The organism is Treponema berlinense (assembly GCF_052273165.1).
GTDB lineage: Bacteria > Spirochaetota > Spirochaetia > Treponematales > Treponemataceae > Treponema_D > Treponema_D berlinense_A.
Genome location: NZ_DAVZIU010000026.1, coordinates 1 through 14,559 on the forward strand (window position 1 = coordinate 1; position 14,559 = coordinate 14,559).

Below are 14,559 nucleotides of genomic sequence, written 5' to 3' on the forward strand. Positions count from 1 at the left end.
CGAGATTCTTTCCCTGTTAAAAATTTCAAAACTCTTTTTGTCATGTAAAAATCTCTATTATCTCTACTTTTTTCTAATTTTAATGGTAAATGTTTATAAAGACAAGTATCTCTTTATTTGATCGACATTTATTTTTTTGTTGCTTAGAAGTTTTTTTTGGAATTTGAAAACAGGTTAATCAGACTTTAATTTTTGTCGAATTTTAAATATATTGTTTTATGACTTATCAGACAAAATATTGAATTTTAATATTTTGTCTGATAATAAAATTGGTCAGGGGTTAAAAATGAAAAAAGTTTCTGAAATTTTAAAAAAGTATAAAATGGCTGTAATTTTTGCAGGCCTTGCTATTGTTTTTGCTGGAATTTGCATTTTTTGTGCAATCAATCTTTTTTCAAAACCAGTAATTGGCTTTTATGGAATTGATCCAACTGTTCAAAAATCAATTTGCAGTGTTATCGAAAACTGGAACAAAAAAGCCGGACAGAAGTTTGAATTTAAAACTCTTGATTCTTCAAAAACTCTCGAAAGTCACTTTTTTCTAGGAAAAAAGCCAGATTTGGTTTTTACTGTAAGCGGGAATCCTGTAAAAACGGCGGCAGAGGAGGCTTCAAAAAAAGCGGCTGTTTCTGAAAATTCCTTGCAAAAAATGACTTCTTCTATAAAAATGTCTGCAGTCAGGGACGAAAATTCTGGAACTGTGAGCGCTCTTCCTTTGCTTACTGGAAATTTTGAAATTTCAGTTAATACTTCTTCTTTTAGAACCTCTGGTATGAATGCGATTGCAACCTGGAGCGATATTGAAAAATTCTTGAAAATTCAGAAAAAGAAACTTGATTATCCGGTTATTTTTGCTGGCAAAGATTCTGATGTAATGCTCGACTTTTTGGGTGCTTTGACCGAGGCTTTTGACGGTGTTGCAGAATACAAAAAAGCGGTTGAAATTATTGAACAGGCAAAAAATAAAAGATGGAAGGTTTCAGAACTTGCAGAGCAGTTGTGCGGAAGTTACAATGCGCCTCTCTATGCTTCTGCGAAACAACTTTCAAAATGGTACAATGCCGGGCTCTTAAACCGCGATGTTTTTAATCTTTCTCAAAAAGATGTCAATGCGTTTTTGCAGGCAAGGCTTGCCACAATGGTTTTTATGCCACTCAGCCAGCATAGAACTGTCGAAAACCGTACAATTGAACGTTTTTCGACGATTTATTTTCCGTCGGAAAAGTCTCCTGGCGAGCGCAGTTTTACGGCAGAAATAATTTATGCGGTTCCGCAGAAAAAAAACAGGCTGAACACGCTTTTAATAGAATATCTTAATTCGGATTCTGGACAGGAAGATTTGAGCCGTGCGACCGGGCTTGCTCCAGTTTTTGCCCAGTGCAGAACTCCTGACCGTCAGGCAGACGACGTTCGGTATTGGGTTGCCGCGACAAATGCGCCTCTTGCTGGTCTGAGCCGCGAAGTGGCTCTTTCTAAAAAGCAGAAAGATGAACTTGCGCGGGAATTGGCAGCAAAAATAAAATTCGGGCAGTTTGAATAATTTGACTGAATAAATTTTATCGTTAAGCGGAAGGTTTGTCCGAAAAATTTGTGCGTCAGCGATGATAGCAGCGGCGCAGCCGTTCGCTTGCGAATGGAGGCGAAGCCGGAACTGCGGTCGTAGCGACCCGCAAAGCGGGTGACGCCCAAAAAATCTAAATTCAACTTTTAAGGTTTTGTGCCGATACTCAAGATATGCGCGTATATTCATTGCTGATTAGTTCTATTATTTTATTTTCGTCGTGTGTGGCTTCTTCTCAATCGTCTAAAGATATTTACAAATTGCCGGAAAGTTCGGCTCAGACTGTCGAAACTGCAAAAGCTGGCGGCGTGATTGCTGGTGCTGCGAGTGGTCTTTACAGAATTACTTCGACTAAAACGGCGATTCCGATTTGGAACGAAGGAAAAGTTTTTAAAATTATCCGTACGCGGCAAACTGAACAGAATTTGGCGGAGCAAAATGATTTGCCAGAAAAAAATACTTTTGCGGAACAAAATGCGGATTCTGACCTTTTTAAAAATGATGCTGAAAAAAACGGCTCGCGCTGGTATTTTTTGACAAGCCGTGGAATTTTGACTTCTTCTGATTTACAGAATTTTGAATATCGAAACAATGGACTTCCGTTTTTAAAAATGAAGGAAGTGAATGGGGAACAGGTTTCTTTTGTGGACAGACCTGCTCAGCTAAAGGATTTGGAAGTTCATCCAGAAAATTCTCTGATTCTCGTGACTGCAACGAAAGACCGCGTTTATATAACTTATGACGGCGGATTAAACTGGAAAAGCCTTGGCTCGATGAGTAGCGCAACTTCTGGAATTAAGGCTGTTGCGGTTTGTACGGTTGGCGGAATTCTTACGGTTTTTGAGTCTCATCCGATTTTTGGCTTTTCGTATATTCAGCCACAGAGCGCAAAACCTGTCTGGAAAGATTGCAATGGTGGTTTTGACAACATGAAGGGGCAGACTTATCCTGACGAAATTGCTGATATTTGTCCGGTTGTTGTAAAAAATTCCGACGGAAGTTCGTTTACTGAGATTTATGTGAGCCAGACTTTTTTACCAAGGATTTATAGATTCAATTGGCAGACAAAACGGGCGGAACTGATTTACAGCGGAAAGGAACCAGCTGACACGATTGACGGTCTTTTCTGGGATGGAAATGAGCTTTTGTATACTCGTCCAGGCGAAGTGGCTTCGTTTTCTCCGCAAAACCAAGGTCTTGGTTCTATTCCTCAGAGTTATTATACGTGGAAAAAAACATTTTCTGCGATTGCGCCGAACGACACTCTTTATTCGGCCTGGATTCCTGACGAAAAAAATCTTTCCGAAGGAATTTCTTTGAGCGAACTCTGGCTTTTAAAACCTGAACTTTGCACAAATCAGTATGCGCCGAAAGCGTTGAACCGGCGTTCGATTTATTGTCCGGCAAATCATGTGACATCCCAGACTGGAATCGACAAATACAAAAAAATTATTCTCGACAATAAGCTGGACAGTCTTGTAATCGACATGAAGGATGACTACGGACTTTTGCGTTACGATGCTAAAGATCCTGTTGTAATCGAAAAAGGTTATATTTCTAAATATCATATAGATTTAGAACATTTTGTCTCGGAAATGAAAAAAGACGGAATTTATCTGATTGCGCGAATTGTCGTTTTTAAGGACAAGAATTTAAGTCAGTACGCAGGCGGAAAATATGCGGTTTGGGACAAAACCTTAAACAAGGCGTGGGTTGGAACTCGTGGTTTTGAAGATGTAACCGACGAAGACGGAAATGTGGTTGGTCAAAAAACGGCATATTACGACGAAAATTGGGTCGATCCGTATTCTCCTGAAGTCTGGGATTACAATGTGCGGATTGCGCGCGAACTGATTGCTGGCGGATTTGATGAAATTCAGTTTGACTACATTCGTTTTCCGACAGACGGACGCAATATGTCAAATGCGGTTTTCCGCTGGAAAGAAAAAGGCATGGACAAGGAATCGGCTCTTCTTTCTTATCTTGCTTATGCCCGAAAAAACATTGACGCTCCGATTGGAATTGATATTTACGGTGCAAACGGCTGGTATCGTTCAGGAACTAGAACTGGACAGGACGTTGAGCAGCTTTCGGAATATGTGGATATAATCTGTCCAATGTTCTATCCGAGCCATTTTGAACAGAACTTTTTGGATTACGCTCCTTATTCTGAACGACCTTACAGAATTTATTATTACGGAACTTACAGAAATACTGTAATCGGTAGAAACAGAATTATAATCAGACCGTGGGTTCAGGCTTTTTATCTGAATGTGCGCTATGACCGTCAGTGGTATGGTCAGGAATATGTTCAAAAACAGATTTTTGGCGTGCGCGACAGTGTTGACCGTGGATACATGTACTGGAACAACATTGGCCGTTACGACGACATTTTGCCAGATGTCGGAAATTCTGCCTATAACGGAACTGCAACCGAGGCCTCAAAAGAATATCGAAAACCGGCTCTCGGAAACAAAAATCTGCTTTATCCAGAAAATATAGAAACTTTTGAGAATATAGAAAAATTGCAAAACAAAGCTGTAAGCGAATTTATTCTGGACAACGGAAAAGATGAACTTGCAGGAAAAGAAGAGAAAAAAGGCGGAGGCTTTCCTTCGATTGGCGACATAAAAAAACTCTGGCAGGCATACGAAATTGACAAACGCGAGATATAATTTAGATGAACCAATTGCGGCAATTGCGACAGCTCTTGCTCCTGCAGCTCTCGGCATTGTCCGTGCAAGCGGAAAAAACTGTATCGAAAAAATTGCAGAAATTTTCTCAAGACCAATGGCCTTAAAAGAAGCTGGCGGAAATTCCATCGTCTACGGTTGGATTTTGGACAAAAATACAAAATCTGAGGGAGAAAATTCAGAAAAAATTGACGAAGTTTTGATTTCGGTTTTTCGCGCTCCAAAAAGCTTTACTGGCGAAGATATGTGCGAAATTTCCTGTCATGGCGGAGTGTCTGTCGTAAATGCAGTTTTTGAAACGCTCTTAAAAAACGGTTTTCGTCAGGCAGAAAAAGGCGAATTTACTTTTAGGGCTTATATAAACGGCAAGTCGGATCTTACAAAAGCGGAAGCGGTTCGCGAAATAATTGATTCTAAGACCAGCGACAGTCGCTCTCATGCTGCAGGAAGACTGAGCGGTTCGCTTTTTGAAGAAATTGATTCAATTAAAACTCTTGTGACGGACACACTTGCTGCAATCGAAGTTGACATTGAATATCCGGAAGACGAAGAAACTATTGCTGACAGTTTTGACCCGAAAATGCTCGAAAATGCCCGCGACCGTCTTTGTGAACTTGCTTCTTCCTGGAAAAGCGAAAAAATCTATCAGGATGGAGCAAAAATTGTTCTGGCTGGAAAAACAAATGCTGGAAAATCTTCGCTTTTTAATGCGCTTTTAAAAGAAGATCGTTCGATTGTAAGCGATATTGAAGGTACAACCCGCGACTGGATTGAAAGCTGGGTAAGTTTTGACGGAATTCCTGCCAGGCTTTTTGACACTGCTGGACTTAGAAAAACAGATGATATAATAGAAGCAAAAGGCGTAGAACTGACCGAAGATTTGGCTTCGAATGCGGATTTAGTTCTTTATCTTGTGGATTCTTCCAAAGGCGTTCTGGACGATGATAAAAAATTTTTAGAAAAAAACAAAAGTATTCCAGTGATTGTCGTATTCAATAAAATGGATTTGGCGGGTGAAAATGAAAAATCTTTTGAAGAATTTTTGGTTTCTGAAGGAATAAAAGGTTTTGTAAAAATTTCTGCAAAAAAAGGAATTGGAATTGGAGAACTTACAAATCTTGTAAAAAAGACGATTTTGGATGATCCGACTGTAAAAAGCGAAAAAATTGGACTTGGTTCGGAACGGCAGAAAAAGAGCGTGGAGCAGGCTCTTGAAAGGGTTGAACATGCCCTGGAAATTGCTAAGGACGAAACTTACGGTCTTGATGCTGTAGTTCAGGATCTGGAAGATTCTTTGGACAGTCTTGGCGAAGTAACGGGCGAAGTTACGCCAGACGATGTTTTGGGTTCGATTTTTAGCCATTTTTGTGTTGGAAAATGATTTTTACAGGCAAGTTCGGTTGATTTTTACAAAATTGTCTTGTCGAATGCAGTTAAAACCAACCTATTATTTGACGCTAACGCAATCTGAGTGTTAAAATTAAATAATATATCAGAGAGGATTTTTACATGGAAAAATCTGTAAAAAAAGTATTCAAAATTTGTGCTTTTGCCGGCATTTTTATTTTTGGATCGGCATTTTTATTTTCGCAGGAATCGCTTGATTCTGTTTATGCACAAATTGATTTAGCATTTGTTGAACAGTCGCCGGAAAATATTTCAAAAGTTCTTGAAAAATATTCATCTTCAAAGGACTATTATCTTTACGAAGCTTACACTTTAAAAAAGGCAAGACAATATGTTGTTGAAGATAATCTTGAATTTGCACGCGATGCTACTCTTGCTGTAATTGACAACAATCTCGAAAATTTTGATGCTGTTGATTTATATTCATATATTGACCGCGCAATTCTGAGTGAAGAAGCGGCTCGCCGTGCAGAAGAAAACCGTCTTCGAATGGAAGCCGAAAGGCTTGCCGTTTTGAATGAGCGCACAAAAGCAAAAATTGCAAAGTCTGACACTTATTCTAGCGTAAATACAGCATCAGGAACCTCAATTTACATAAATCAGGAAAAGGCTTTTTCTTCGATTGATTGGAACGTAAGTATTGGAATTGCCGATGTGCTTTTTCAGAGCGTAACAAAACCTGAAAACTATACAAGTTTAAAATACGGACTTTCTTTTGGAGCAAACCTTTTCTATAAAACAGAAGAATATATTGCTGGCGGTGAAATTTTTGCGGATTTTGAAATGCTTACTCTTGGCACTGGAGAGCAGGAAATCATTAGCACAGGAAAATTTGTTCCGATGATTTCTTTTCCGTCGTTTAATAAAAATTTCTTCCTGCGCGTTGGAGCGGCTGTTCAAGGGCTTGGTGCTCAGACTGATGTCGAAACAGGTTCTGTAGAAACATTTTTCTCTCCAGTTTTTGGACTTGGTCTTTTCAATATGATGCTCGGTTCGACCGCAGTTGACATGTATTATGACTATTATCTGGGGCATTTTGCGTACGATGATTTAAAATCCAGTATGGAAGCAGGTTTTTCTGTAATGCTCCCGCTTACAGAAAACGAAAGAACAAGAATCGGCTTAAAACTCGGACTTGTTGATACGCTTTTTATAAAGGAAGAAGGAATCGATAACCGTGCAAAAGGAATTATTTCGATTGGAGTAGGAAATGTTAAAAATTAAAAAAGTTTGTTCATTTATTGCGTTGATTTTTACAGCAGTTTCGGTTTTTGCCCAGTCGGGAACGGCTGAACTCACAAAACGTTTTCTTGAAAAGGCAAATACTCAGTACGAAAATGCTCAGTATAGCGATGCTTATAAAACGATAAATGCGGTTCTAAAATTGAATGAATCTTCTGGAATCCCAGCGAATGCAGCTCTTATTGCGACACAAATATATTCAAAAATATTGGACGGCATAAAATCGTCGGGGGATTATTCAAATTTTGGTGATGTGACTGTAAATCTTGAAAAATATCCTGTAATTGCAGACGGTGCAATCCAGCAAAAAGTAAAGGCGATTTATGCTCAGCAGGAAGCGGAACTTCAGGCAAAAAAAGAAGCCGCACAAAAAGCTGAACGTGAAGAGCAGTTTAAAATGTATCAAAAACAACTTGAAGAACAGGGAAAAAGCCAGGCTTCTTTTATGGACGCAATGCAGCAAAGCCAGGAATCTGTAATGAATTCAATCGTAGAACTTGGCGAAAATATGTCCGAAGCTTCAAAACAGAGTGCAAAATCAAACTATATGGTTTTAATTGCCGTTTTGATTATCTGCGTTGTCCTTGTTTTTGTATTTATAGTCGTAGTTCTTGCAATTCGTGCTGCTGCAAAGGCTAGTGCCCGTCAATCAATGCAGTTTACTGAGACTTTAAAGCTTGTTCAGGGAATGACTCAGCAAAACAGCCAGTTGCTTCTCGGAAATGTTACGGATTTGCAGAGGCTTGGAGGTCCTGGACTTCGTTCTGCAGGAAGCAGCCGCTGGGGAGTTGATGCGCTTCCAGCTCCAGAAATGAGCGAAGAAGACAAGGAAGAATTAAAAATTCTTGCTATAAAGTGTGAAGAACTCGGTTCAAAAATTGACAGTGTAAGTCGCCGAAAAAACAATTCAAAGAATGTAAGCGAATTGGTTTACAAGCTTTCTATCGCTCTCGGCTTGAATCAAAATACGTCGATGGTTTATTTTTGCGCGTCTATGGTTTACGATGCAGGATTTTTGTCTGTTTCAGAAGAAGTCCTTTCTGGCGCAAATTTGACCGAAGAGCAGAAAGAAGAGCTTAAAACCCACGTTTCAAATTCTGCTGAATATTTTGACTTTGTTCCAAAAAAATATATGCAGATTTTTGAAGATGCAGCTAGCAGTCATCACGAAAATGAGGACGGTTCAGGTTATCCAAACGGCTTAAAGGAAAATGAAATTCCTCAGATTGCAAAAATCATTCACGTTGTGGAAAGTTACAATTCTCTCATAAGCCGGCGCAATTACCGTCAGATAAAAGATAAGGAAACCGCTATCGAAGAATTGCTTGCAAAGACGAATTTGTATGATGAAACCGTTGTAAAGGCATTGGATTCCATTGTTTAAATTACTTATTTTAGTTATTATTAAACCGCTATTTTTATAGCGGTTTTTTTTATGGGGGACTGTTATGTGTGGAATTGTCGGTTATGTTGGAGAAAAAAACGCGACTCCGATTCTTATAAATGCTTTAAAAAAACTTGAGTACCGCGGATACGATTCTGCCGGAATTGCTGTTTTGGGAAACGAGGACATAATCGTCCGCAAGGCAAAAGGCGCAATCAAGTATCTTGTTGAAAAAATTACAGGCGAAGTTGTAAAAGATTCTAAAAACCTGTCAAAAGAAGAATGCGAAAAAGCCGAAGCCGAATATGAGCGACAAATTGAAAAAACTGCTGATTTTGTAAAAGGCAATATCGGAATTGGACACACTCGTTGGGCAACCCATGGAGAACCAAGCGATTTAAACGCTCATCCGCACACAAACATAAGCGGAACAATTGCCGTAGTTCACAATGGAATTATCGAAAATTATGCAAAAATCAAGAACTGGCTTCAGAGTCAGGGCGTTGTATTTAAAAGTCAGACAGACACAGAAGTTGTCGCACATCTTATAAATTATTATTACGAACAGAAAAAAGACATTTTTTATGCGGTTTTACAGGCTCTTAAAAAACTTGAAGGAAGTTATGCGCTCGGTGTTGTGTGCAAGAATTTTCCTGACCGGGTTATTGCCGCACGAAAAGATTGTCCTCTGATTGTCGGTGTTGGCAACGGTGAAAATTTTATTGCGAGCGATGTTCCTGCGATTCTTGAATACACTCGCGAAGTTCATTATCTTGAACAAAAAGAGGTCGCGGTTCTTTATGCAGATCATGTTGATTTATTCAATGAAGACGGAGAAAAAATCATAAGAGAGCCTTCTCATGTTGAATGGGATTTGTCTGCTGCAAAAAAAGACGGTTATGCTCACTTTATGCTTAAAGAAATTCACGAGCAACCCAAAGCCCTGACAGATACTTTGCGCCCGCGCCTTGTAATTGAGAATAATGTTCCTGTAGATATAAAATTTGATGAATTCGATTTTGATGAAAACTGGAAAAATGCCGGAAGAATTGTAATCACTGCCTGCGGAACTGCTTCTTATGCGGGGATGGTTGGCCGCTACGCATTTGAAAAATTTGCAAGAATTCCTGTCGTTGTGGATGCAGCTTCGGAATTCCGCTACAGAAACCCGATTTTAAAAAAGGACGATATTTTTATTGTAATAAGCCAGTCCGGAGAAACTGCTGACACACTCGAAGCTTTGAGAATTGCTAAAAAATGTGGCGCAAAAGTTATTGCAATTACAAACACTGTTGGTTCGAGCGTAAGTCGCGAAGCAGACCGCGTTATCTACACATGGGCAGGTCCAGAAATTGCAGTTGCTTCGACAAAAGCATATACGACACAGTTGATGTGCCTCTACTTGCTTGCAATCAAAATGGGCGAAGTCCGGGGAACGATTGCAAAAGACGATTATTTAAGGCTTTTAAAACAACTTGAAGAAATTCCTGAAAAGGCAAAGCAGATTGTAGCTAATCAGCCGGTAATCCAGAAATTTGCGTCTGAACAGTTTAATAAAGAAAAAATATTTTATATTGGACGGCTGTTTGACAGTGCTTCTTCAATGGAATGCGCGCTCAAATTAAAAGAAGTAAGCTACATGCACAGCGAAGCATTTGCCGCTGGAGAACTAAAACACGGTCCGATTGCTCTTGTTGATAATTCTACTTTGGTTGTTGCCCTTGCGACGGAACCTGCTCTTTACGAAAAAATTGCGTCTAATATTCTCGAAGTAAAAGCCCGTGGGGCCGCAACCCTTGTAATTACTCAAGATTGCAGTGGAGCTTTTAAAAATTGTGCAGATACGACAATCCAGATTCCAGAATGTGAAAACGATTTGGCTTCGATAATTTCTGTAATTCCAGCTCAGCTTTTTGCTTATTATTGCGCTGTTCAAAAAGGTCTTAATCCTGATATGCCACGCAATCTTGCAAAGAGCGTTACGGTAGAATAAAATGCGGATTTTGTGTTTAGGCGACAGCATAATGCAGTACAACGACTGGACTTCTTATCCTCAGACAGGCTGGGTTCAGTTGTTGGACAGATTTTTTAAAAATGGAACTCAAATTCTGAATTTCGCGCGCAATGGAAGAAGTTCAAAGAGTTTTATTGCCGAAGGTCGGTTTAAAAAAGTTTTGGAGCAGGCGCAACCAGGCGATTTTGCTTTAATTCAGTTTGCGCATAATGACGAAAAATCAAACGATCCTGAACGCTATGCTTCTCCAGAAAAAGGCGGAGAATTTAGAAAAAATTTGAGTTTTATGGCGAAAGAACTTGAAAAAAAAGGTGTAAAATCTGTTTTTTTGACGCCTGTTACAAGACGAAAATTTGTTTCTGAAAACAAAATAGAAAACAGCCACGGACTTTATCCGAATGCGATTTTAGAAACCGCTGCTGAATTAAAACTTCCTTGCATTGACCTTACGGCTCTTTCGACAGAATATTTTGAAAAATACGGAAAAGAAAATAGCCGGCGTTTTTTTATGAATTTTGACGCTGGAATTTTTGAGAACTATCCTGACGGAAAAAGCGACGACAGTCATTTGCGCTGCGACGGAGCGTACAGTGTTTGCCGGCTTTTTATCGGGGCTCTTTTAAAAATAAAGGACAACTGGAGCGAATACAAAGATTTGGCAGAAAAAGTCTGCATAGAAGGAATTTATTCTGACAAGGAAATCGACGACGAAAAACTCTTCTGGTAAATTTTTGCGAGTTTTAGCCTTGCTTAATTGACGGCAACCACTGTTTTTTGATATACTTAAAAAAGTATCAGGTCATAAGCCTCTACAACCAGGGCCATTAGCTAAGCTGGTTGTAGCGCCGGCCTTATAAGCCGGGTCTTACCCAAGTTCAAGTCTTGGATGGCCCAAAAATTGCCCGACTTGTCGGGCAATTTTTTTTGTAAACCCAACATATTTTATAAAAACACAAGCCAATGTACGCCGGATGCGGCGGCCGGAGTTGCCGAAGGCAATGAGCGAGAGCGAAGCCAGAGCAGCCGGTTTTTGAGTTAATAAACGTCAAAACAGGCGGATACACTTTTTTTTTCTAAAATGCCGTCCAAAATAAAAAATCTAAATTTAACTTTTATTTAATTTTTGCTAAACTTAAAATCAATATAATTTGTAAGGATTTTGTATGAAAAGTTCAAAATTTGTTTTCGGAGCCTGTCTTTTTTTTGTTATGGCTTCTCTTTTGCCGGCTCAAAATGCAGAAAATGCGGTTTATGATGGAGAAATTGTTTTTAGCATTTCTGCCTTGAGCGATGAGGAAACTCCGTTTTTTGGCGGCTGGACTGGTGAATGGAATGAAAGAAAGCATCCTTTTGTTGCCTTGACTGGTGCGCTCGGATTTAACGTCCTGCTTGCAACCTGGAACCGCTATATGATTGGTTCAAACTGGGCAAAGACTGGCTGGGACGAATGGAATCACTTTTGGGAGCGGGAGATGTCCTGGGATCGCGACTGGTACTGGACAAACTTTTTTCTGCATCCTTATCAGGGGTCTATGTATTATATGGCTTCCCGCGGTTCAAATTTGAATCAGCTTGAGTCGTTTTTGATTACGGCTCTTGGTTCTTATACTTGGGAATATCTTTGTGAAACAAATGCACCGTCAAAAAACGATATGGTTTTTACGAGTGTTGGTTCGTTTGCTGTCGGTGAAATGTTCTACCGTCTGAGCATTGAGGCGGAAGAAATCAATTCGCTTTTAAAAATTGCAATAAATCCTCAACGGCTTTGGACTGAATATCTTTGGGGAATCAAGCCGAAAAGAACTGGCGGACATATTCACAGTTTGTCGCTCGGTGTTGATATTGGAAATGTAAATGCAGGGGTTCACCTTAAGGATAAAAAATATGAATATCCTGAACACGAAACATTTCCGCTTTTTGGAATGGTTGAGTTTAAGGTTGAGTACAATGATCCGTATCGCCACGATTCTAACCGTCCTTATGACCAGTTTACGCTGGAAGTTCAGGGTGGAATCGGAAAAGGTTCTGGAAAAGGCTCCTACTGCGCTTACGAAGATGTTGACGAAAAATTATTCTACGACATCCGCATTCTTTCGGACGGAATGCTTTTTGCGCGCGAGCTTGATTTAGGCCAAAATATCGATACTACTGTCGGCGCCGTAATGCTTTACGATTTTGACTGGCAGTCGCTTTATGTTTTTTCTTCGCTTGCTCCAGGTTTTGCGTTTAAGCAGCGTTTTAACGGCGAAGACAGGGCTTTTGAATGGCAGGCTATGCTTGCAGGAATTTTGCTTGGAAACACAGATTTTTATTATTATCAGCGCAAGATTATTCCTGAGCCGGATGGTGTTTCTTGCGGATATAACGAGACCGTAGGTTTTGAATCTGTCTTAAAATTAAAATATGCGGCGGAAAACGGATTTGCCTGTGGTCTTGATTTTAGAGGTTACGCAATGTACGACTTTAAAAATCAGCTTCAGAGTTTTTGTAGCACAGGTTGGGAATTTTTCGGACTTTTGTCTGCAAGCGTAGAAGTTCCTGTTTCAAAGAAGGTGCGGATTGGCGTTCGCGACGAACTTTTTGGAAAATTTACGCGTTATAACGATACTGATACTGCCGGCGATTTGCGCTATATTGTGAATACAGCAAGGGTTTTTGCAAAACTTCAGTTAAAGTAGCGTCTTTTGGGTGGCTTTTTGCTGCGCAAAAATCAGGCTTTTCTGGGTTCCGGCTTTCGCCTGCATTACCGCTTGCGAGCAACCGGTAACGGCTTTGCCGCCCATACAATCCTTGCCACATTTGTAATTTTTTGGGAGAAAAAATGAAATTTGTTAGCACTAGAAATTCAAAAAATTCTACCGATTTTGGAAAAGCTGTATTGGACTGTCTGCCTTCTGACGGCGGACTTTATGTTCCTGAAATTACAGCGGATTTAAGACGGTGGATTTTATATGCGGATTCTAACACTTCGTTTTCAAATATTGCAGGAACTTTGACCTCTGCCTGCATAAATGACGAATTTTCTCCGATTATTTGCGAAACGATAGCCTCAAAAGCGTTTACTTTTACGCCAGAAGTTAAAAAAATAGACGAAAGGTTTTATTCGCTAAAACTTTACAATACTCCGACAGGAAGCCATAAGGACTTTGGAATTTCGTTTCTTGTAAACTGTATCGAAACAATCCACGCTTTGAACGGCGGTTTTTCGACTTTTCTGGATGCAACTGTCGGCGAGCTTGGAGCAAGCCTTGCTCAGTTTTTGCGCGGGAAAAAACACGTAAAAGCGGTTTTGGTTTATCCAAATGGCAGGGTCCGCGGTCTTGAAGAAAGCGATTTTGTCTGGAATGGAGGCAATATTCTTCCTGTCGAAATTGACGGAACCGAAGCCGATTGCCACAAAATTGTAAGGAAGATTTTCGACAACAGGCAGATGGTTGAAAAATTTCATCTTACTGTTGCAAACACAGCAAATATAGGTCGTCTTATGCCTCAACTGTTTTTTTATCCGTACGCTTTTACCCGGTTAAAAAAAGAAGTTTATTCTGACATTTATTATGCAATGCCGTGCGGAAATTACAGCAACCTTGTTGCAGGACTTTACAGCTGGCGCTTGAGTTTGCCGGTAAATGGATTTATCTGCCCGACGACTGCAAGTCTTGTGCTTGATCCGACGGGGCTTTGTTCTGTGCCTGACGATATGGTTCCTTTTGAAAAGCGTTCCCGCTCAGATCCTGCAAGTCCTTCTAATCTTGAGCGCCTTGAAGATATTTTTAGCCGCAATAGCCTCATGCTCAAAAATTTTGTTTATCCTGCTGATGTAAGCGATTTTGAAGCCGACGAAGCCTGCCGCGAACTTTTTATGAAATATTCAATTTTCGCGGACAAAAATACTTCTGGAGCGTATGCTGCAATTAAAAAACGCCGTGATTTTTTGGAAGAAGATGATTCGACTGTAGTGCTTATAGAACGCGATGATCCGTCTTTAAGTGCAGAATATGTCCGCCATACGACAGGAATTGCTCCTCAAATGGGCAAAAATGTTGAAAAAGCTTTGAGCGAAGTAAAATTGAACAAAAAAAACGTCAAAGAAACAAAGGAGATTGTGGACTTGATGAAGCATTTTTGCTGTTTTGACAGTGAGAATAATTAAAAACTGCATAAAAATTTTGTGCACTTGCAAAAAAATATTCAATTTTGTAATATAAAACCGCTAAGGCAAAGAGGCCGTAGATAATTTTCTAGTTTTTAGAAAAATGTC

The 14,559-nt window shown here is 39.8% G+C and carries 9 protein-coding genes and 1 tRNA gene; all 10 read left to right on the forward strand.

The window, feature by feature from the left end:
• Positions 1–286: 286 nt before the first annotated feature.
• Positions 287–1,540, forward strand: coding sequence for a hypothetical protein (locus tag ACT6XC_RS08205; protein WP_443738630.1), 1,254 nt, complete (start codon positions 287–289; stop codon positions 1,538–1,540).
• 194 nt (positions 1,541–1,734) lie between these two features.
• Positions 1,735–4,236, forward strand: a complete 2,502-nt coding sequence (locus tag ACT6XC_RS08210; RefSeq protein ID WP_443741443.1) for a putative glycoside hydrolase — start codon at positions 1,735–1,737, stop codon at positions 4,234–4,236.
• Positions 4,217–5,635, forward strand: coding sequence for a tRNA uridine-5-carboxymethylaminomethyl(34) synthesis GTPase MnmE (gene mnmE, locus ACT6XC_RS08215; protein WP_443741444.1), 1,419 nt, complete (start codon positions 4,217–4,219; stop codon positions 5,633–5,635). Before ACT6XC_RS08210 ends, mnmE begins: the two co-directional genes overlap by 20 nt.
• A gap of 128 nt (positions 5,636–5,763) precedes the next feature.
• On the forward strand, positions 5,764–6,885 hold the full coding sequence (locus ACT6XC_RS08220) for a hypothetical protein (protein ID WP_443741445.1): 1,122 nt from the start codon (positions 5,764–5,766) through the stop codon (positions 6,883–6,885).
• Positions 6,872–8,287, forward strand: a complete 1,416-nt coding sequence (locus tag ACT6XC_RS08225; RefSeq protein ID WP_443741446.1) for an HD domain-containing phosphohydrolase — start codon at positions 6,872–6,874, stop codon at positions 8,285–8,287. Before ACT6XC_RS08220 ends, ACT6XC_RS08225 begins: the two co-directional genes overlap by 14 nt.
• A gap of 64 nt (positions 8,288–8,351) precedes the next feature.
• Positions 8,352–10,280: a glutamine--fructose-6-phosphate transaminase (isomerizing) gene (gene glmS, locus ACT6XC_RS08230; protein WP_443741447.1), complete on the forward strand. Its 1,929-nt coding sequence runs from the start codon at positions 8,352–8,354 to the stop codon at positions 10,278–10,280.
• 1 nt (position 10,281) lies between these two features.
• Positions 10,282–11,028, forward strand: coding sequence for a rhamnogalacturonan acetylesterase (locus tag ACT6XC_RS08235; protein ID WP_443741448.1), 747 nt, complete (start codon positions 10,282–10,284; stop codon positions 11,026–11,028).
• A gap of 91 nt (positions 11,029–11,119) precedes the next feature.
• A tRNA-Ile gene (locus ACT6XC_RS08240) sits at positions 11,120–11,195 on the forward strand.
• 269 nt (positions 11,196–11,464) lie between these two features.
• Positions 11,465–12,979 carry a DUF3943 domain-containing protein gene (locus tag ACT6XC_RS08245; RefSeq protein ID WP_443741449.1) on the forward strand — a complete coding sequence of 505 codons (1,515 nt, stop codon included), beginning with the start codon at positions 11,465–11,467 and terminating at the stop codon, positions 12,977–12,979.
• Positions 12,980–13,122: 143 nt separating this feature from the next.
• Entirely contained in the window at positions 13,123–14,451 is a 1,329-nt protein-coding gene (locus tag ACT6XC_RS08250) for a pyridoxal-phosphate dependent enzyme (protein WP_443741450.1), read from the forward strand.
• Positions 14,452–14,559 lie beyond the last annotated feature (108 nt).